Source organism: Lacrimispora brassicae (assembly GCF_054772055.1).
This window is the reverse complement of sequence record NZ_BRYH01000026.1, coordinates 125,887-146,582: the sequence shown is the minus strand read 5'-3', so window position 1 is coordinate 146,582 and position 20,696 is coordinate 125,887. Positions and strand designations below refer to the sequence as shown.

The following is a 20,696-nucleotide window of genomic DNA, read 5'->3' as shown; positions in this document are numbered from 1 at the left end:
GATGCCTATACTGGGGAATGTATTTTATTTTCATAAGGTCGTGACAATTGCGTCAGGTGAGCCAAAGGCTGAACCTGGCGCTTTTTGTAATTGGCCGGAACTTATGCTTAAGGAGGAGAAGATTATGAAACTAAGGAAATTGGTTTGCCTGGCTTTGGCAAGTCTCATGGCATTGTCTTTATCGGCCTGCAAGAACTCAGCCGCCCCAACCATTGCTGCCGGGGAAAAGACAGAGGCACAGGCCGCAGAATCTGAGAAAGAAGATACCACTGGGGCAGAGACCAAGGAAGACGTTTCCCCGGGAGGGATCGCCAAGGAAGGTATAAAGGTAGGCTTTATTTACATTGGCGATGAAAACGAAGGATATACGGCTGCCCATTATAAGGGGGCAACGGAGATGAAGGAAGCTTTGGGGCTGTCCGATGACCAGATCATCATAAAATGGAATGTTCCCGAGGATGAGACCTGTAAGGATGCAGCCATGGATCTGGCTGACCAGGGCTGCAGCATTATTTTTGCCAACAGCTTTGGCCATGAATCCTATATTCTGGAAGCTGCAAAGGAGTATCCGGATGTGCAGTTCTGCCATGCCACTGGATATCAGGCTGCTTTAAGCGGATTAAGCAACATGCACAACTATTTTACCAATGTATACGAATCCCGTTACGTATCTGGTGTTGTGGCAGGCCTTAAAATAAACCAGATGATCGAAGAGGGCAAGGTAAGTAAGGACGCCGTTAAGATCGGCTATGTAGGTGCTTATCCTTATGCTGAGGTTATCAGCGGCTATACCTCCTTCTTTTTAGGAGTTCGTTCCATCTCTCCGGAGGCCGTGATGGAAGTAAAGTACACAAATAGCTGGGCAAGCTTTGACCTTGAGAAGGAGGCGGCCGACGCCCTGATTTCCGACGGCTGTGTTTTGATCAGCCAGCATGCGGATACCACCGGAGCTCCTACTGCCTGTGAGGCAGCCGGCATTCCTTGTGTGGGCTATAATATTTCCATGACAGCCACCGCTCCGAAAACCGCACTTACTTCCGCTTCCATTGACTGGGGCCCATATGTGACCTATGGGGTACAGAGCGTCATCGACGGTAAATCCTTTGACACTGACTGGTGTCAGGGCTACAAAGAAGGAGCAAATTCCATTACAGAACTTAATAAGGATGTAATCGCTCCCGGAACCGAGGAAAAGGTGAAGGAAGTGGAGGATGCACTGAAGGCAGGAACTCTTCATGTGTTTGATACTTCTGCATTTACCGTAGAAGGCAAAAAAATGGAAACCTATAAGAAGGACGGAAGCGATGTGGAATATATCGCAGACGGTTATTTCCATGAGTCTGAACATGGTTCCGCGCCGGCATTTGACATTTTAATTGATGGCATAACGACCATTGGTAACTAAATGTCCTGCAGGAATGTGTCAGGCTTAAAAGCGGCGCCGGAGATTCCGGTTCCGCTTTTTGCTGTTAAATAAGAGAATGGGAAATACAGGAAAATAGGAAAGGGAGGTTAACCGGGTGAAGGAGAATTATGCCATTGAATTGAAAAATATCACCAAACGGTTTGGAAAAGTAGTTGCCAACGACAAAGTCTGCCTGTCGGTAAAGCGGGGAGAGATTCTGTCCATTCTTGGTGAGAACGGAAGCGGGAAGACCACCCTCATGAATATGATCTCCGGCATTTATTATCCCGATGAGGGCCAGATCTCCATAGATGGAAAAGAGGTCACCATCCGGTCTCCAAAGGATTCCTTTGACTTAGGGATCGGCATGATCCATCAGCATTTTAAGCTGGTGGAGGTACTTACTGCAGCAGAGAATATCATTCTGGGCCTTCCCGGAAGGGAGCTTCTGGACCGTAAGGCTGTTGCGGAAAAAATAAACAGACTTACAGGGAAATATGGATTTGAGCTGGACCCCCACCAGAAGATCTATACCATGTCTGTTTCCCAGAAGCAGACCGTTGAGATCGTAAAGCTTTTATACCGGGGAGTGGGGCTTCTGATCCTTGATGAGCCTACCGCCGTTTTAACACCTCAGGAAGCTGACAGGCTGTTTGCGGTGCTGCACAATATGAGAAAGGCAGGGCATTCCATCATCATCATCACCCATAAACTTCATGAAGTGCTGGCACTGTCTGACAGGGTATCCGTGCTGCGCAAGGGCCGGTACATAGGAACAATCCCAACAGAGGAGGCTACGGAAGCGTCTTTAACGGAGATGATGGTAGGAAAGAAGATAAGTTTAAACATTGAGCGTCCTGATCCGGCAGCACCGGAAAAGCGGCTGCATGTCAAGGGGCTTACCTGTCTTGGCAAGGAAGGGGTAAAGACTCTGGAAAATGCCTCCTTTACCGCAAACGGCGGTGAGATCCTGGGTATCGCAGGAGTAGCAGGCAGCGGCCAGAGGGAGCTTTTAGAGGCCATTGCCGGTCTGATACCGGCAAAAGAAGGTTCCATTGCATACTACCCAGCCGAAGGGGGAGAGAAGGAGCTGACTTCCATGACGGCAGCCCAAATAGCAAGGGCCGGAGTCAGGCTCTCCTTTGTGCCGGAGGACCGGCTGGGCATGGGACTGGTAGGTTCCATGGACTTAACGGATAATATGATGTTAAGAAGCTACCAAAAGGGGCGTTCCTTTTTTACGGACCGGAAATCCCCAAAGGCTCTGGCGGAGCGCCTCATTCACGAGCTGGAGATCGCGACTCCCGGAACTGCCGTTCCCGTGGGGAGGCTGTCAGGGGGAAATGTGCAGAAGGTGCTGGTGGGACGGGAGATTTCTTCTGCTCCTGCAGTGCTTCTGGTGGCTTATCCGGTCCGGGGACTGGATATCCATTCCTCTTATACCATTTACCATTTGCTGAACCAGCAGAAAAAACAGGGAACAGCGGTCCTGTGCGTGGGCGAAGATCTGGATGTGCTCATGGAGCTGTGTGACAGGATTCTTGTCATGTGCGGCGGAAAAATAAGCGGCATCGTGGATGGCAGGACAGCCGCCAAAGAGGAAATTGGACGGCTGATGATGAAGGAAGGAGGTAGCAGAAATGAGTAAGGGAAAAGAACCGGTTTTCCAAATGGCAAAAAGGGAGACCATGGAACCCTGGAAGGCATGGATGATCCGGCTTACAGCAGTTTTGCTGTCTTTGATCGTCTGCGGGGTGGTGATCATCGCTCTTACGGGACTTAACCCCATGGAGGTTTACAAGGGGATTTTTGAAGGAGCTGTGGGCACAAAGCGGCGGGCCTGGATGACCATCCGGGATACACTGGTCCTTTTGTGCATTGCAATAGGCATCACACCTGCATTTAAAATGAGGTTCTGGAATATCGGGGCGGAAGGACAGGTACTCATAGGCGGAGTTACTTCGGCTGCCATGATGATCTATTTTGGAAACTCTCTTCCGATCTTTGTCCTGTTTCCCCTGATGTTTCTGGGAAGCGTTCTGGCTGCCATGGCCTGGGCAGTCATTCCCGCTTTTTTCAAGGCTTTCTGGAATACCAATGAGACCCTGTTCACCCTGATGATGAATTATGTGGCCATGCAGGTGGTTACCTATGGGATTATTTTCTGGGAAAACCCCAAGGGGTCCAATTCCGTGGGAACCATCAATTCCTCCACAAAGGGCGGCTGGCTGCCCAGGCTGTTTGGCTTGGAATACGGCTGGAACATGGTGATCGTCCTGGCACTTGCAGCCGCCATGTTTCTTTATTTAAAATACAGCAAGCACGGATACGAAATTTCCGTTGTGGGTGAGAGTACCAACACGGCCCGATATGCGGGCATTAACGTGAAAAAAGTTATTTTGAGAACCATGGCTCTTTCCGGGGCAGTATGCGGGATCGCCGGATTCATCATAGTCAGCGGAGCCAGCCACACCATATCCACCAGCACGGCCGGAGGCAGGGGCTTTACGGCGATCATCGTTTCCTGGCTCAGCAAGTTCAATACCTTTTCCATGATCCTGGTATCCTTTTTCCTTGTGTTCATGCAAAAGGGCGCCGGTCAGATCGCCTCTCAGTTCAATTTAAATGAAAATGCTTCTGATGTAATAACGGGGATTATTCTGTTCTTTATTCTGGGCTGTGAATTCTTTATTGATTACAAGGTAAAAATCCGGGGCGGAAATCAGTCCGCAGCAGATTAGAGAGGAGACGAAAACATGGGATTTTTGGTTATATTTATACAAAAGGCCATCGGGCAGGGAATCGGCATCCTGTATGGTGCCTTGGGAGAGATCCTCACGGAAAAATCCGGCAACTTAAATCTTGGAATTCCGGGTATGATGTATATGGGAGGCATTGCAGGCCTGATGGGCGCATTTTTATATGAAAATTCCACAGCAGATCCCAACGGTCTGGCAGGCGTGGCAATCTCCTTCCTGTGTGCCTTTTTCTGCGCGGCTTTTGGCGGATTGATCTACAGCATTCTGACCATTACCTTAAGAGCCAATCAAAACGTGACCGGCCTTGCCCTCACCACATTTGGAGTGGGCTTCGGCAATTTCTTCGGAGGCTCCTTATCAAAGCTTGCCGGAGGTGTAGGGCAGATTTCCGTTGCAGTGACCGGAGCAGCCTTTAAAACACCGGTTCCTGGTCTGTCAAAGCTTGGAGTTATGGGTCAGGCGCTGTTTTCCTACGGTTTTCTGACTTATCTGGGGATCGCTCTGGCTGTAATACTTTCCTTTTTCCTAAACAAAACCAGAAAAGGACTGAATTTAAGAGCTGTGGGAGAAAACCCAGCAACTGCGGATGCGGCCGGCATTCACGTAACAGCCTACAAATATGCGGCAACCTGCATCGGAGGAGGTTTAAGCGGACTTGGCGGACTGTATTTTGTCATGGAATATTCCGGCGGGACATGGACGAACAATGGATTCGGTGACAGGGGCTGGCTTGCCATCGCACTTGTTATCTTTGCCCTCTGGAAACCGGTGAATGCCATCTGGGGTTCCATCCTGTTTGGCGGATTATATATTCTTTACCTTTACATACCGGGACTTGACCGGGGCGCCCAGGAAATATTCAAGGCGCTGCCTTACGGGGTTACGATCATTGTGCTTATTATTACCAGTTTAAGAAAGAAGAGGGAACATCAGCCGCCGGAAAGTCTTGGGCAGGCTTATTTCCGGGAAGAACGTTAAAAAATATTATTGCTGTTAAATAAAACCAGCCTGGGTGTTTATAAGGATTTTATAATTCTTTTCTTGATTTATGGGGAGACTGACACTATAATGATAGAGGTATAGAATGGGTAGAATCTATCCGGATTGGAGAATTTACACAGATGGATAACAAGAATCAGAATAATAATAATAAGATGCCGAAGAACACCCAGGCAATCGCCATATGGGTCATGGCGTTTCTTATTGCGGTAGCAGGGATTTCTTACCTGCACAATGCGATTACAACGAGGACCAATAAGGAACTGAGTTATGACACCTTTATGAATATGGTAGATAACAAGCAGGTGGAATCGGTTAATGTGGAGGATTCAAAGATCACTATAAATCCCAAGAAGACCTGGGAGGGATATAAGCCTGGCGTTACTTATTATACCGTAAGAATGGACAACGATCTAAATCTTGCGGAGCGCCTTCGCACCGCCGGGGTGGAAACCTTAAGAACCCGCCGTGACGGCAATTTTTTCATTCAGACCATTGTCAGCTACCTGCTTTTGTTTGCTGCCATGGGATTCCTTTTGAACTTCATGATGCGCAGAGTCGGCGGCGGCGGGCTTATGGGTGTAGGAAAGAGCAACGCCAAGGTCTATGTGCAAAAGGAAACAGGTATTACCTTTAAGGATGTAGCGGGAGAAGATGAGGCAAAGGAATCCTTAACAGAGATCGTGGACTTCCTCCACAATCCTGGAAAATATACAAAGATCGGTGCTAAGCTTCCCAAAGGAGCCCTTCTTGTAGGCCCTCCGGGAACGGGAAAAACCCTGTTGGCCAAAGCGGTTGCAGGTGAGGCCCATGTACCTTTTTATTCTCTGTCCGGTTCTGATTTTGTAGAGATGTTTGTAGGCGTGGGAGCTTCCCGTGTCCGGGATTTGTTTAAGCAGGCCCAGGAATCTGCTCCCTGTATTATTTTTATTGATGAAGTGGATGCCATCGGAAAGAGCCGTGACTCCAAATTCGGCGGAGGAAATGATGAAAGGGAGCAGACCTTAAACCAGCTTCTTTCGGAGATGGATGGCTTTGATTCCTCCAAGGGACTTTTGGTGCTGGCAGCCACCAACCGCCCGGAGATCCTGGACCCGGCCCTTCTCAGACCCGGCCGTTTTGACCGCCGGATCATTGTGGATAAGCCGGATTTAAAGGGCCGTGTGGATATTTTAAAGGTTCACGCCAGGGATGTGCTCCTTGACGATACTGTTGACTTAGATGCCATAGCTCTGGCAACCTCAGGAGCCGTTGGTTCCGACCTTGCCAACATGATCAATGAAGCCGCTATCCTGGCGGTAAAAAACGGCCGCCATTCCGTGGCCCAGAAGGACTTGTTTGAGGCAGTGGAAGTGGTGCTTGTAGGCAAGGAGAAAAAAGACCGTGTTCTTAATAAAGAGGAGCGGCGCATTGTTTCTTACCACGAGGTGGGCCATGCTTTGGTCAGCGCCCTGCAAAAGGATTCGGAGCCTGTACAGAAGATCACCATTGTTCCAAGGACCATGGGGGCATTGGGATACGTGATGCATGTTCCGGAGGAAGAGAAGTTCTTAAATTCCAGAAAAGAGCTTCATGCCATGCTGGTAGGCTATCTGGCCGGCCGTGCGGCAGAAGAGATCATCTTTGACACCGTTACTACCGGTGCGGCCAATGATATTGAACAGGCCACAAAGGTGGCCCGCGCCATGATCACCCAGTACGGTATGTCAGAGAAATTCGGCCTTATGGGGCTGGCGACCAAGGAAGACCAGTACTTAAGCGGGCGGACCGTAATGAACTGCGCGGAAGCGACTGCTTCCCAGGTTGATGATGAAGTCATGAAGATGCTGAAAGAAGCTTATGAAGAGGCCAAGAGCCTTTTGTCGGAAAACCGTGATGTAATGGATAAGATCGCGGAATTCCTCATCGAAAGAGAGACCATCACCGGTAAGGAATTCATGAAAATATTCCGGGAGGCAAAGGGAATTCCCGAGCCTGTGGAACAGAACAAGGATTCTGAAAAAGCAGAAAAGCCAAAGGAAGAGGAAGACGATCTTTCCGATTGGACAGAGGAAAAAGAGGAGCCAAAGGAATCTCATTTTGATGTGGGAGATGTTAAGAATTAAGGCTTAAGATCATCAGGCAGCCGGTTTATTTGTTTAATAGAAAAGAGGATATAAAAACATCTAATGGAACTATGATATGATACCTCTAAAGCCAATGTTATTAAGTTTATCAAACAGTCCATTAAAGAAAGGGCGCAGCAGGGAGTTTTAATTAGCTTCTGCTGCAGCCTTTTCTTTTTTTGTATGACAAATAGCAGATGATGTGATTCATCTGCTGCAATTGTTTTGTAATCCTTCAAGTCGGTTAGTGGCTTTAATTTTGAGAATGTATTTATAATGCATAAGAACATTTTACAATAAGAAGTAAGAAAGAAGACCCTGCCGCTTAAGATTGGGAGGGCAGGGGAGTTGAGAGTGGCATTGGCATATTGCTCAAATATACAATTTTTACACAATGACCAATAAAAAATAACGAGTTAAGTGCATAGTAACGAAAAAAGTGTATGTAAAAAACTAAAAAAATGTAAATTAATCACATAAAATATGATTTTTAATGCTGAATCATATAATAAATGCTTAAACCCATAAAAAATGGAACATTTAAGATTTTAAAATAATCTGCTAAGATAAGAGTGCGTACGAAGCAGTAACAAAAGGAGAACAGAGAAGGAGAGCGAGCTTATGAAAGCAAAAAAAGTATTGGGTGTTTTGTTGGTTACGGCAATGACGGGTGTTTCTCTATTAGGGTGCGGAAAAGGAGCGGATGGAGAAACAAGTGCAGTGGCAAGCAGTGTAAGCAGTGATGCAGACAGCACAAAAGGAGCAGATAAAGGGGAGAAGACAAATCTTCTGTTATGGATGCCCCCATTTGGAACAGGAGATTCCCTGGATAAGGAATTCTGGACTAAAACGCTAGAGCCTTGGGCGGAAGAGAACAATGTAAAACTGTCCATTGAAATTACACCATGGGGTAATTATGAAGAAAAATATCTCACAGGCTTCTCCTCCGGCGAAGGCCCGGATGTAGGCTATATGTATCTGGAGATGTTCAATGATTTTATTGAGATGGGAACACTGGCAGATGTTGACAGTTATTTCACACAGGAAGAGAAGGATAATTATCTTTATTTCGATCAGGGGAACATGAAGGGCGGACAGTATGCCATTCCATTTATTGTAGGAAATGCGAGAATTCCATATTTCAACATGGACATTTTAAAGGCAGCAGGAGTTACAGAGCTGCCGGAGACATGGGATGAACTGACCAAGGTGCTGGTACAGGTGAAAGAAGCCAATTTAGGAAATGTAATACCTTTTGCACAGGAATGGGCGGATCCGGCAATCGGTGCATTAAATAACATCTATTATCCATATTTATGGCAGGCCGGCGGAGATATCTATAATAAAGACGGCAGTAAGGTTGCTTTGATGGACAATGGAGCAGCCGTGGAGGCAGCGCAGTTCCTTTATGATTTGAAATTCAAATACGGTGTGCTTACAGATGAAAGTCTGGCGTTGTCCGGAGATGATGTGAGAGCCCAGTTCTGTGAAGACCGTATAGCAGTAGCTTCTATGGATGCAAAATCAGCAGGTGTATTAACTGATGCTGGCATCAACTGGTCATTTATCCCCAGTTTTGAGAAAAAGACAAAGGCTACATGGGTAGCATCCGATGCACTGATTGTAAGCAATGCATGCAAAAATAAAGAATTAGCAGTGGACCTTATTAAGTACATGACGTCTGCGGCCGTGATGTCCAGCTTCCATACAGAGATTGCCGGATTTCCTCCGATTACCAAGGATGAGGAATATAATGATAACCCGGCGTTTAAGGATATGTATGAGACTCAGAATGAATATTTACATACCCTGCCTGTTGCAAATGGTTCCTTTAAAGTTATGGATACTTTATACAAGAATTTACAGTTGATGATGCTGGGAGATTTAACGCCGGAAGAGGCGATTCAGAAAACAGTAGAATATTCTGAAAGTATTAATTAGTAGTCCATGATCTGCCTGACAGAATCTGATTCGTCAGGCAGAACTTTATACAGGCAAAAGGAAGGGAAGTCTATGAAGAGCAAACAAAAAGAGGCTTTAACCGGTATTGCATATGTGCTGCCCAGCTTTATACTGATTATGGTCTTTTCTTTAATCCCCATTATCATGAATGTTTATTTCAGCTTTACAAAATATAATGTTTTGCAGCCAGCCCAGTTCGTTGGTCTTAAAAATTATGCCAGGATGCTTAAGGATTCTTATATTTGGGCGTCGTTGAAGAATACAGCTATATTTACGCTGATCACAGTGCCAGCCCAGACGATACTTTCGTTGATATTTGCGGCAGTTATTGCAGAACAGTTCCAAACCAGATTTGGGAATTTTGTGAAAAGTTCGTTATTTATTCCCGTTATCGCCTCCGCGATCCTGGTTGGAACTTTATGGTCGATTCTGTTAAGCCCCACCGGTGTTGTGAATTATGTGCTGGGATTTTTGGGCATTCCCCATATTAACTGGCTGGGCGGAAAATCTACTTCACTTATCAGTATCTGCATTACCAACATCTGGAAGAACGTAGGATACTTTCTGGTGATTTATTATGCGGGAATCATGAACATTCCACGGAGCTTGTATGAAGCGGCTGAGGTGGATGGTGGATCACCGGTACAGAACTTTATATATATTACACTTCCCAGCTTGTCCAGCGTGACATTCCTGGTTGTGACCCTGGGTACGATCTGGTCATTTCAGGTGTTTGATCTGGTGTATACCATGACAGGAGGCGGTCCTGGTATGAGCACGGTTACATTGGTGCTGACAATTTATAATACGGCATTTAAGGAATATAACATGGGATATGCAAGTGCCATCGCCCTGCTGATGTTTGTATTTGTACTGTTTATATCCTTTGTGCAGAAATTATTATTAAAGGACAGAGGGGAGGAGGCAGCATGAGGAACGCGGACAAGAAAGGCTGGATATTCAAAATCATCATCGGGGCAGTTCTTTTATTTGCTGCGCTTCTGGCTATGGCTCCTTTTATCTATATGATGCTGGTATCATTGACACAGAAAACAGTGCTGGATTTAAACTTTGAAAATGCAGATTTCAGCTTTATTAATTATAACCGCGTATTCCGGAATTTCAATCTGGCCACCAATCTGGCCAACAGTATCATCGTGACTGTTTCTGCCTGTGTGCTCAATTGCGTCATCTCTTCAATGGCGGCCTATGCTTTTGCCAAGAAGAAGTTTCCGTTTCGAGACCAGTTGTTTAACCTCTATCTTGCCACATTGATGATTCCAGGGCAGGTAACGTTGATTCCGGTATTTACCATCATGAAAAAGCTGGGGCTCATGAATACTTACCCGGCGCTGTTTTTACCGATTATCAATGCCTTTGGTGTTTTTTTGATCAGGCAGTTTATGGTGACCATACCGGATGAGCTTCTGGAAGCAGCCAGAATTGATGGATGTGGTGAGAACCGGATATTTATTTCTATCGTGATACCGCTGATTAAGTCGGTCATGATATCTTTAATGATTTTTACCTTTATCACCTGCTGGAATGATTTCCTCTGGCCGTTGGTAATCGTGACGAAACCGGAAATGCAGACGTTGACACTTGCCATTTCTGCGCTGAAGGGAAGCTATTCAACCAACTACGGCTTGGTGATGGCAGGCTCCACATTGGCCTTTTTGCCGCCATTTCTTCTGTATATTTTCCTTCAAAAACAGTTTGTGGAAGGAATTGCCATGAGCGGAATCAAAGGATAACAAAAAAGGAGGATTTTTATCTATGGTATATTACGAGTTTTTTTTGACACATTCCCTGGAAAAGGTATTTCCGGATTGTATGCCGGAAACATGGAAACCGGGATGGAAGCTGGAGGGATTTAGGAATGAAATAGTATCTTTTCAGTTGGTATATACTGCCCTGGACGGAGAGCGGGGGATGCCGCAGCAGAGATTTCGCATCCAGGTATCCGGTGCAGAGGCGAGAATGAGGAAGGTGGGACTGGTGCCTTCGGATTATCCCTGTTATGCGGAATATGATACAAATTATATAACTACCAAAGCGGGCATGTTCCCGGATGTGCTGTTACCTTTTGACGGCACGGTGATTCCTGTTCCCGGTCAGATGAGAAGCGTCTGGATTGATATTGATCTGGGGAATCTGGAGGCGGGGAGCCATGAGATAACAATTACGGCAGAAGCGGAAGAGGTGACAACTTATGCAAACGGCGTGATCATCCATAATCCCCATGCAGTGGAACAGAACTGGAAGCAGACCTTGGAGCTGCAGGTACTTCCGGCGGTCTTACCGGAGCAGAGACTTCTGCATACAGAGTGGTTTCATGCGGATTGTCTGGCGGACTATTATAAGGTTGAGGCTTTTAGTGAGGAGCACTGGCAGATTGTTGAGAACTATATCCGTTTTGCAGGAGAAGAGTGCGGGATCAACTTACTGCTGACGCCTGTTTTTACACAGCCGCTGGATACGGCAGTAGGAGGGACCAGGACAACCGTCCAGTTGGTGGAGGTGATACGGGAAAAAGGGCAGTACCGTTTCGGCTTTGGTCAACTGGAGCGGTGGTGTAAGCTATGCAGGAAATATGGGATTCAGAATCTGGAAATCGCTCATTTCTTTACCCAGTGGGGAGCACATGCCACACCAAAGATCATTGCTGAAACAGAGAACGGCATGGAGCAGATCTTTGGCTGGGAGGTAGAAGCTGTTTCCCCAGAGTACCGGCATTTTCTGGAAAGCTTTGTACCAGCGCTTTTAGGGAAGCTGGCAGATCTGGGATATGAGAAGAACCAACTGTTTTTCCATATTTCGGATGAGCCTGGGGAAGAACATCTTAAGAGTTATCTGACAGCCAAAAAACAGGTTACTGATCTGTTAGAGGGATATACCATTGTGGATGCGCTCAGCAGCTACGAATTTTACAAGCAGGGTATCGTAGAGCACCCTATTCCGGCTGATGACCATATCCAGCCATTTATTGACCATGGTGTGGAGGATCTGTGGGTGTATTATTGCTGCGTACAATGTGTGGATGTGCCAAACCGGTTCTATGCTATGCCAAGTGCGAGAAACCGGATCATGGGAGTGCTGATGTACCTGTACCGCATCAAGGGATTCCTGCATTGGGGCTACAATTTTTATAATTCTGCTTTCTCCCTCCGGCATATTGACCCTTATGTGGAAACCCATGCAGGCTATGGATTTCCTTCCGGAGATCCTTATCTGGTGTATCCGGGAGAGGGAGGCAGTGTGGTTTCCTCCATCAGGAACCAGGTACAGATGGAAGCTTTTTATGACCTGCGGGCCATGGAGTTACTGGAAAGTTTGTCAAGCCGGGAAACCGTGGAGTCTTTGATTCTGGAGGGGGAGAAGAAAAAAATGACGTTTAAGTCATACCCCTCCAGCAGTAATTATCTGTTTGAACTGCGCCGGAAGATAAACCGGGAAATCATTAAGAGGATATCATAACAGAAGTCAATAAATAGTTATCTCTTGTTCTTTCTCAGAGTATTCGGCGTCTGCAGTTCGTAGCGCTTGAATACTCTGATGAAGGAAGCATCACTGGAAAATCCTACGGCTAATGCAATCTCCCGGATACTTAAATTTGTGTTGCAGATTAGTTTTTTGGCCTGTTCAATCCGCAGGGAATTGATATACTGTACCACACCGATGCCAAAGGCGGTTTTGAAGGTAGTGGAAAGGTAAGAGTCACTGATATTCAGTTCTGCCGAAATCCGGTAAAGACCCAGCATCGGATCGGAAAAATCCCTTTGAATGATGGCTTTGGCGCGTTCAGCAATGCTGGACGCGATGTTTTTGGTACTTTGTGAAGGGGTTGACAGTTCTTTTAAAATACACTGCGTATACTCGCGCAACTGTGCAGGGGAAGTGCAGGACAGAATCTGAGCTGTATGAATGCTGCATCCGGATGTCTTAATCTCCTGATTGACCTTCTGCTTGGCATTTAGTAAGAGATTCTGTATGGCCCTGAATTTTACTTTAGTAACTTCTGAAGAATCCTTCTCGGAAAAATAATTGTCAAAAACAGCGGGCACCAGGACCAGTGCGGCGCTATAATCGTTCTGGATCATATTTTTGGAGAAGTTTTCAAAGGTATCAATATAGGATAAACCTGGTGATGCAATATTTTCCATGTAGTTGTTATAGCAGATGACTGGTGATTCCTGTTTGATTTGGTAGTGCAGGGCCGTAACAGCCTGGGCATAGCTGTATTGTATATTGACAAGACCGTCATAGTCTAAACCAAGGGCAATGACCCATTTATCTTCTCCTAACACATCCGCCTTCATCTCTTTTATAAACTTTGAAATCATATTCTGTGTAACAGTTTCCTCAATATTAAAAAGAATCACGAGATTTCCTTCATGGAAGGAGGATATCACATCAAAATGGTTTGTTTCGCAATATTTGTTGATGGTAAAAAGCAGGTCTTCATCCGGCTGGGGCCTGGCGGAAATGGGTTCAGCTATGGCGACTAAATAGCGTGGATTCTCAAATAAGATATTGCATCTTTTGGCCACATTAAAAATAGCATATTCGCTGTGCATGTCACCGTAAAGTACTGTTTTTAAGAAGAAATTATTAATCAGGGATTGCTGTTCCTGTACTTTTTCGGTGTTTTCCCAGTGGTCTTTGATTAACTGGTCAAAGCGCTTATGAATGGTTTCATATTCATCATTTTCTTTATCCGGGATGCCTCCGATTTTATCTAGCAGGCTGATGAGGGGCCTGGTATTCTTCCGGCTGATGAGTACAGAAGCGAAGAGGCCTGAGATTGTGCAGGCAATGATGCCCAAGATGCATATTCCAAGAGTGATATAAACCGGCTGTAAGTTTTTTTTATGAAAATATACGTTTAAATAGCACAGATTCTGCAAAGAGGAGGGCCTGGCATACAGCAGGGAAGAGGATTCCTCCAAAATGACAGGAGCCTCCAGTTTGCCGGGCAGCAATGTGGCAAGCCGGGTCAGTTCTTCGCTGTTTCCTGTGTAGGCAATCAACTGGCCATCCAGCAAAATACCAAGAGATGAATGAGGATCCCCGGAATTTTCCGTCAAAAGGGAAGAATTTAACAGTTCATCCGTATTCAACTCAAAAACAAGATAACCTGCAAGCTCCTCTGAGTTTTTTATCTTCCTGATATAACAGAACTGGTTTCGGCTGTCTGACTGCAGATAGGCAAAGTCGCTGTCTGATTCCATGGTGAGAGTGTCCAGCCATTGTTCATAGCCGTTTAACAACAGGAGATTATCCAGGGCATAATAGGAGTCTGCATCATAGCAGCCTAAATTGCCCACAATTTTTTGGAGGTTCGGGTAATAGATGAAGATACTGTTGATTAATTTATTGGAATAATTGTAGTTTAACATCTGATCACTGAACTGATAGACTTTCGGATCAATGGTTTTCGGAGCTGTTTTTAATTTCTTAAGATAGATGTTGGCAGGATGGAGTTCAAGAGTGGAGGAGTATTTATACAGCTCAAACAGGCGGGAATCAATATTTGTCTGAATATACTGGGTTAAATTGCTGCTCATCTGGATGGCATTGTTCCGGAGCAGAACCAGCATGTAGCCGCACAGAATAGAACACAACAATAAAATCGCTGCCACAACCAGCAGGATTGATTTGAACCACTTAAAAAATGTTGGATTGTTATATTTCATATTCGTGGACTCTCCTAACCAAATACCATTTGTATTTTCTTTCTATGATACCATATGGAGTATGGGCGGGCAATGAAAGTTTTCGGGTATGGCAGATGGGATATGCTCTCATAATTTTATTGTAAGAAATGGGGATTTTTGTTATAATATAAAGAAAGAGGCCTTGGATTAAAAGAAAAACCCGTAAAAACAAAGATCAATCGGCTGTCATAACTGATGATAGCCGTTTCTTTTTGTCTGCTTTTATAGGGGCAAGGCGGTTACTTCATGGTTGGAATCAGAAAAACAGGAGATGAAGCAGAAGCAAATGATATTGATGAATGAAATACCCGACCGGTTCTGGGGATTGTTCCGTTCCATTAACAGGTCCACTTACATAGAAGCTTTGTTAAAAATCAATGAGGAATATGAATACAGCAACTACTTTTTAAGCCGTGAGGTGTGCATTCAGGTTCTGGAGGAATATTTTACTGCGAAACGTCTGGTCATCTGGCAGGATGAACTGGAAGATGAGGCGGATGCCTTAGAGCCAACCGCAGTCAGGGTCTTAAACTGGCTGTTAAGGGCAGGCTGGCTTAGGAAAGTGGATGATTATGCCTCCATGACGGTGAATATTGTGATCCCTGATTATGCGGCCGTCATGATTGAGGCTTTTTTTAAGCTTGCAAGTGATGAAGAGGATGAGACCCAGATTTATATCCAGAACGTCTACGCCATCCTTTTTTCCCTGAAAAATGATCCAAGAGCCGGTGTAAGCCTTTTAAACACAGCTTATGTCAACACAAAGCGGCTTAACAAGACCCTGCAGGACATGCTCCACAACATGGACAAATTCTTTGCAAGCCTTTTGGAGCAGAAGGCGTATGGGGAGCTGTTAAAGGAACATCTGGAAGGATATGTGGAGGAAATTGTAAAAAAGAAATACCATATGTTAAAAACTTCAGATAATTTCTATCTTTACAAAAATGATATTAAGCGGTGGATCAGCTCCATGCGGGAAGATGTGGAATGGATGGAACAGATGAGCCGCCGCAGCGGGCAGAAAGTGACCGCTGGGGATATTGGGGAAAAGCTGGACCAGATCGAAAGGGGCTTTGACGACATTGAACACCGCATTGCCAATATGGACAGGGAGCATTCCCGTTATATCCGGGCAACGGTTACAAGGCTTAACTATCTTCTAAACCAGGAAGACAGCATGAAGGGCCTTGTGATCAGGCTTTTAAATCATCTCTCCCAGACAGAGGATCAGGACGAGGCCGTGAAGGAAGTGGGAAACCTCATGAATTTATCCCAGATATCCATACTCTCTGAAAAATCCCTCTATAAAAAGAGAAGAGCCAGGTCAGGCTTTAAGGAGAATCTAATGCCTGAGGAAGAGGCTGTGGAGCTTACCATGGAGGAGATCCTGGATTTAAACCGTTTAAAAAGCCGGTACAGCGGCCGGGAGATCGAAAGTTATATTGAATCCCATATGGAAAACGGCCGTATGGAGGTAAGAGAAGATACGGTCAATTCCCCTGAGGAGTTTGAAAAGCTGATCCTGGCCTATGATTACTCCACCAGAAGGAAGAGCCTGTATCAGGTGGAGGATCAGGAGACAGAGCTCATTGACAACGGCAGATATTGCTATCCGAAGCTGGTATTTGTAAGGAGGAAAGAATCATGACATATGAAGAAAGTGCTGGCATCATCAGCCAGATCCCATATTATGACGCCCTGGGGCAGGGGGAAAAGGAAGAGGTTAGGGCAGGCTTAAGGCTTCTTCTCCAGCAGACCTTTGTGCTGGAGCACAAGTATGACAAGCGTTCCGGCCGGTTTTCCTATAACCAGGAATTTAAAACCTGCAACAAGCATCTGGAATTTATCCGGGCCTATCTTGCCGTCAGCGGGGTAGCCGTTCTGGAAAACAGCCAGCTAGGCCTTATTTACATCCAGGGAGAGACTACGGTGGGAGACAAACTTCCCAAGCTGGCTACCCTTTATCTGCTGGTCTTAAAGCTGATCTACGATGAACAGATGGCGGCAGTTTCCACCAGTGTCAACATTTACACCACCTTAAGCGAGATCCATGAAAAGCTGGGAACTTACCGCTTATTTAAGAAGCAGCCATCCCCCACAGAGATCCGCCGGGCAATTGCTTTGTTAAAGAAATATCAGATCCTGGAGCCTCTGGATATTTTGGAGGATTTAGATGGAGACAGCCGTATGGTCATCTATCCCTGCATCAATGTGGTGCTGTTTGGAGATGACGTGCGTGGATTATTAGAAGCATTTGGAGAAGGAGAGGATGATGATGACGAACCAGAAATTTGAAGCCCTGTCCCGGATACTCCTTAACAACTGGCATTATATCAACCGGAAGACCTTATCCTTTAATCAGGAGATCAATTTTTTTACCGGCCATTCCGGCAGCGGAAAATCCACTGTTATTGATGCCATGCAGATCCTCCTTTACGCCAATACCGACGGCAGGGGATTCTTTAACAAGGCTGCGGCCGATGATTCGGACAGGAGCCTGATCGAGTATCTGCGTGGCATGGTGAATATCGGGGAGAATAACGAATTCGCCTATTTGAGGAACCAGAATTTTTCCACCACCATTGTGCTGGAACTGAAACGGACGGATACGGAAGAATGCCAGTGCATTGGAATCGTCTTTGATGTGGATACGGCCACCAATGATATATCCAGAAAATTCTTCTGGCACAAAGGACCTCTCTGGGAAAACGGCTACCGTACCGGTTCCAGGACCATGACAACTCAGGAGGTGTCCGCTTATTTGCAGACCCTTTACGCCAAAGAGGATTACTTTGCAACCTCCCATAACGAGCGGTTCCGCAGGCAGTTGTATGATGTATACTTAGGCGGCCTTGATTCGGAAAAATTCCCTCTTCTGTTTAAACGGGCCATTCCCTTCCGCATGAACATCAAGCTGGAGGATTTTGTAAAGGAATACATCTGCATGGAGCAGGACATCCATATCGAGGATATGCAGGAAAGCGTCATGCAGTACGGACGGATGCGAAAGAAGATTGAAGACACGGCTGTGGAGATCGATTACTTAAAGGGTATGAGGGAAAGATTTTCATCCGTTCAGGAAAAGGAAGAGGAGATCGTTCAAAATACGTATTTCTTCCGCAGGATGGAGATCCTGGATTACCATGCCAGGATCCAGGCATTGACGGATAAGTCCGGGCTTGCAAAGGAGGATTTAAGCCGCCAGGAGAGCCAGAAGACGGCCCTGGAAAGGCAGATGGAAGATTTGAACTTGCAGGGAAATGAACTGCTCCGGCGGATTTCTTCCACCGGTTATGAGGATTTAAAAAATCAGTTGGAAACAGCAAGGGAATTGTTAAGCCATTTAGGGAAAAGCTCTGCCAGATGGTCCCAGACAGGGGAGCGGTTAAAGGAATGGATCGACGAAGAGGCCACTTCCAACCAGACCATATGGGACATAGAAGAATTTGAAAAGAACACCATTGATGAAGAGAAGCTGAACCGCCTGAAAAGATCCATCGCTGAAATGGGGCAGGAAACAAAAGAGACCCAGAAAGAGGCGGAAGGGATCCTCCGGGATATCCGGAAAAAGGAGCGCCAGACAAGTGAAGAACTGGTCCAGTTAAAGGCCGGAAGCAAGGCCTATCCCAAGTATCTGGAGCGTGCCAGATCCTGGATCCAGCAGCGGCTATTGGAGGAAACCGGCAAGGCAGTGGAGGTCCATGTGCTTGCAGACCTTCTGGATATCAGGGATGAGACCTGGAGAAATGCGGTGGAAGGCTATCTGGGAAATAACAAGTTGTCCCTGGTAGTAGCTCCTGCTTATGCAGAAGCGGCCATGGCTGTTTATGAGGAACTGGACAAGGCGGAATATTTTAATGTGGCGGTCCTGGATACGGAAAAAGTGGGTCAGAATTCCTATGAAGTGGTAAAAGACGGCCTTGCGGAAGAGATCATTGTGAGGGAGGCTTATTTACAGCCATACATTGACCTGCTTTTGGGCAGGGTGGTCAAGTGCAGGAATTTAGAAGAGCTGCGCCAATGCCGCATAGGAGTGACTCCTGACTGCATGCTGTACCATACCTTCCGCCTGCAGCATATGAATCCCGATAATTATACGAAATTTGCCTATATCGGCAAAGACAGTGTCAGGAGAAGGATCCGGCTTCTGGAAAAGAACCTGGCTGCCATGGAAGAGGAGAAAAAGCCTCAGGAGCAGGTTTTAAAGGAATGCGGGCGGATCTTATCCATGGAGGATTTAAGCGAGGATGCGGCCGTTTACTTAGAGTGGCAGCAGGATATGGCGGCCCTTAAGGAAAAGGAAAAAGAGATCAGACGGCTGGAACAGAAACTGGAAAAGCTGAAGGCCCAGGATGTAGAAGGCTGGGTGAAAGAAAGGGAAGCTGTCTTACAGCTCTGCGAAAGAAAAAGGGCGGAGCAGAGGGCAGTGGATGAGCTGATTTTTGGCATCAACAGTGAGATAGAGCGGTTTCGCAGAGAATCCCTGCAACAGCAGGAAGAGCTGGTTTTAAAGGAGCAGGAATTTGAACCGGATGAGGAACTGGAATCCAGGGTAAAGGAACTTTTGGAAAGCAGAGAAAACCACCGGTACGACCAATGGAAGAATAAATTTTGGGGAAAATGCAGGGAAGCGGAAGACGCCAGGGACCAGGCGTTCCAGGCCCTTGTAGGCGCCAGAGGCGAGTATGCCAGGAAATACCCTAACCGGAGTTTTTCCCTGACAGCAAAGGATAACCGTGAGTACGACCGGCTTCTTGAGGTCATGGAGTGCGGCAGTCTGGAGGAATATAAAAATATGGCTGCGGAGCAGGCAAAGTCTGCTGTCCTTCATTTTAAGGATGACTTTATGTTCAAGATCCGCAGCGCTATAAGAGATGCGCTTTTGCGAAAGGATGAGCTGAACCGGATCATCAGCAGGCTGGATTTCGGAAAGGATAAGTACCAGTTTGTTATCGGAAGGAATCGGGGACCGGATGGGAGATATTACGACATGTTCATGGATGATTCCCTGGAAGTTAATCCCGCCTGTCTTACGGATTCCCTGGATGACCAGATGAATTTATTCACCATGGAGCATGAGAGCCAGTACGGGGAAATAATCAATGACCTTATAAACATCTTCATCCCGCCGGAAAATGCCACGGCGGAGCAGATGGAAGAGGCCAAGCGGAACATGGATAAGTATGCGGATTACCGGACGTATTTATCCTTTGACATGCAGCAGATCATACAGAACGAGGACGAGGTCATTAAGATCCGCTTAAGCAAGATGATCAAGAAGAATTCCGGGGGCGAGGGGCAGAATCCCCTTTACGTGGCTCTGTTAGCCAGCTTTGCCCAGGCTTACCGGATCAGCTTATCTCCCAAGATCCAGAGGAATCCCACCCTCCGTCTGGTGGTGCTTGACGAAGCGTTTTCCAAAATGGATGGGGAGAAGGTGGCAAGCTGCATTGAACTGATCCGGGGGCTGGGCTTCCAGGCCATTATCAGCGCCACCAATGACAAGATCCAGAACTATGTGGAAAACGTGGATAAGACCTTTGTGTTCGCCAATCCCAATAAAAAGTCCATATCCATTCAGGAGTTTGAGCGGGAAAGCTTTTCGGAGCTGATGCGGGAGCTTGATGAAGAGGAGACATGTGCAGACGGTGATTGATTGGATCAACGGTAAAACAGATATCAGCTTTTTCTGCCGCTCCTGAAAAGGTGGGGACGTTTCAGACAGTTTTTGCTTTACAGGCTGTTCTGA

At 46.3% G+C, this 20,696-nt stretch carries 13 protein-coding genes; 12 read left to right on the top strand and 1 reads right to left on the bottom strand.

Annotation, left to right across the window (positions count from 1 at the left end; all coding sequences use genetic code 11):
- The first annotated feature begins 124 nt into the window (after positions 1-124).
- The 9 genes from ACYVD3_RS13815 to ACYVD3_RS13775 all read left to right on the top strand — a co-directional run bounded on the left by ACYVD3_RS13815 (position 125) and on the right by ACYVD3_RS13775 (position 12,707).
- Positions 125-1,405, top strand: coding sequence for a BMP family ABC transporter substrate-binding protein (locus ACYVD3_RS13815; protein WP_460643106.1), 1,281 nt, complete (start codon positions 125-127; stop codon positions 1,403-1,405).
- A gap of 115 nt (positions 1,406-1,520) precedes the next feature.
- The gene (locus ACYVD3_RS13810) at positions 1,521-3,053 is read left to right on the top strand and encodes an ABC transporter ATP-binding protein (protein WP_460643105.1); all 1,533 of its coding nucleotides are present in this window, start codon (positions 1,521-1,523) and stop codon (positions 3,051-3,053) included.
- Positions 3,046-4,146, top strand: a complete 1,101-nt coding sequence (locus tag ACYVD3_RS13805; protein WP_460643104.1) for an ABC transporter permease — start codon at positions 3,046-3,048, stop codon at positions 4,144-4,146. The genes ACYVD3_RS13810 and ACYVD3_RS13805 overlap by 8 nt, the downstream gene beginning before the upstream one ends.
- 15 nt (positions 4,147-4,161) lie before the next feature.
- Positions 4,162-5,142: an ABC transporter permease gene (locus ACYVD3_RS13800; RefSeq protein WP_460643103.1), complete on the top strand. Its 981-nt coding sequence runs from the start codon at positions 4,162-4,164 to the stop codon at positions 5,140-5,142.
- 143 nt (positions 5,143-5,285) lie between these two features.
- Positions 5,286-7,268 carry an ATP-dependent zinc metalloprotease FtsH gene (gene ftsH / locus ACYVD3_RS13795; protein WP_460643102.1) on the top strand — a complete coding sequence of 661 codons (1,983 nt, stop codon included), beginning with the start codon at positions 5,286-5,288 and terminating at the stop codon, positions 7,266-7,268.
- A 621-nt stretch (positions 7,269-7,889) separates the two neighbouring features.
- Positions 7,890-9,209 carry an ABC transporter substrate-binding protein gene (locus ACYVD3_RS13790; protein ID WP_460643101.1) on the top strand — a complete coding sequence of 440 codons (1,320 nt, stop codon included), beginning with the start codon at positions 7,890-7,892 and terminating at the stop codon, positions 9,207-9,209.
- 72 nt (positions 9,210-9,281) lie between these two features.
- Positions 9,282-10,163: a carbohydrate ABC transporter permease gene (locus tag ACYVD3_RS13785; protein WP_460643100.1), complete on the top strand. Its 882-nt coding sequence runs from the start codon at positions 9,282-9,284 to the stop codon at positions 10,161-10,163.
- A complete protein-coding gene (locus ACYVD3_RS13780; RefSeq protein ID WP_460643099.1) occupies positions 10,160-10,984 on the top strand; it encodes a carbohydrate ABC transporter permease in 825 nt (274 codons plus the stop codon). The genes ACYVD3_RS13785 and ACYVD3_RS13780 overlap by 4 nt, the downstream gene beginning before the upstream one ends.
- Before the next feature lie 22 nt (positions 10,985-11,006).
- Complete coding sequence (locus ACYVD3_RS13775) at positions 11,007-12,707, top strand: DUF4091 domain-containing protein (RefSeq protein WP_460643098.1); 1,701 nt, start codon at positions 11,007-11,009, stop codon at positions 12,705-12,707.
- Between the two features lie 17 nt (positions 12,708-12,724).
- On the opposite strand, the gene ACYVD3_RS13770 is transcribed toward ACYVD3_RS13775, so the two are convergent.
- Positions 12,725-14,926 carry a helix-turn-helix domain-containing protein gene (locus ACYVD3_RS13770; RefSeq protein ID WP_460643097.1) on the bottom strand — a complete coding sequence of 734 codons (2,202 nt, stop codon included), beginning with the start codon at positions 14,924-14,926 and terminating at the stop codon, positions 12,725-12,727.
- A 307-nt stretch (positions 14,927-15,233) separates the two neighbouring features.
- Between ACYVD3_RS13770 and ACYVD3_RS13765 the strand changes: the two genes are divergently transcribed.
- The 3 genes from ACYVD3_RS13765 to ACYVD3_RS13755 are packed head-to-tail and all read left to right on the top strand — an operon-like array spanning position 15,234 to position 20,603.
- On the top strand, positions 15,234-16,595 hold the full coding sequence (locus ACYVD3_RS13765; RefSeq protein WP_460643120.1) for a Wadjet anti-phage system protein JetA family protein: 1,362 nt from the start codon (positions 15,234-15,236) through the stop codon (positions 16,593-16,595).
- Positions 16,592-17,242 carry a DUF4194 domain-containing protein gene (locus ACYVD3_RS13760; RefSeq protein ID WP_460643096.1) on the top strand — a complete coding sequence of 217 codons (651 nt, stop codon included), beginning with the start codon at positions 16,592-16,594 and terminating at the stop codon, positions 17,240-17,242. The genes ACYVD3_RS13765 and ACYVD3_RS13760 overlap by 4 nt, the downstream gene beginning before the upstream one ends.
- On the top strand, positions 17,223-20,603 hold the full coding sequence (locus ACYVD3_RS13755) for an ATP-binding protein (protein WP_460643119.1): 3,381 nt from the start codon (positions 17,223-17,225) through the stop codon (positions 20,601-20,603). Before ACYVD3_RS13760 ends, ACYVD3_RS13755 begins: the two co-directional genes overlap by 20 nt.
- The last annotated feature ends 93 nt before the right edge of the window (positions 20,604-20,696 follow it).

Bases quoted from the DNA above. Each gene is read 5' to 3' on its own strand.
- ACYVD3_RS13815 (WP_460643106.1), top strand. From the start codon at position 125: ATGAAACTAAGGAAATTGGTTTGCCTGGCTTTGGCAAGTCTCATGGCA.
- ACYVD3_RS13805 (WP_460643104.1), top strand. From the start codon at position 3,046: ATGAGTAAGGGAAAAGAACCGGTTTTCCAAATGGCAAAAAGGGAGACC.
- ACYVD3_RS13800 (WP_460643103.1), top strand. From the start codon at position 4,162: ATGGGATTTTTGGTTATATTTATACAAAAGGCCATCGGGCAGGGAATC.
- ftsH (WP_460643102.1), top strand. From the start codon at position 5,286: ATGGATAACAAGAATCAGAATAATAATAATAAGATGCCGAAGAACACC.
- ACYVD3_RS13790 (WP_460643101.1), top strand. From the start codon at position 7,890: ATGAAAGCAAAAAAAGTATTGGGTGTTTTGTTGGTTACGGCAATGACG.
- ACYVD3_RS13785 (WP_460643100.1), top strand. From the start codon at position 9,282: ATGAAGAGCAAACAAAAAGAGGCTTTAACCGGTATTGCATATGTGCTG.
- ACYVD3_RS13780 (WP_460643099.1), top strand. From the start codon at position 10,160: ATGAGGAACGCGGACAAGAAAGGCTGGATATTCAAAATCATCATCGGG.
- ACYVD3_RS13775 (WP_460643098.1), top strand. From the start codon at position 11,007: ATGGTATATTACGAGTTTTTTTTGACACATTCCCTGGAAAAGGTATTT.
- ACYVD3_RS13770 (WP_460643097.1), bottom strand. From the start codon at position 14,926: ATGAAATATAACAATCCAACATTTTTTAAGTGGTTCAAATCAATCCTG.
- ACYVD3_RS13765 (WP_460643120.1), top strand. From the start codon at position 15,234: ATGATATTGATGAATGAAATACCCGACCGGTTCTGGGGATTGTTCCGT.
- ACYVD3_RS13760 (WP_460643096.1), top strand. From the start codon at position 16,592: ATGACATATGAAGAAAGTGCTGGCATCATCAGCCAGATCCCATATTAT.
- ACYVD3_RS13755 (WP_460643119.1), top strand. From the start codon at position 17,223: ATGACGAACCAGAAATTTGAAGCCCTGTCCCGGATACTCCTTAACAAC.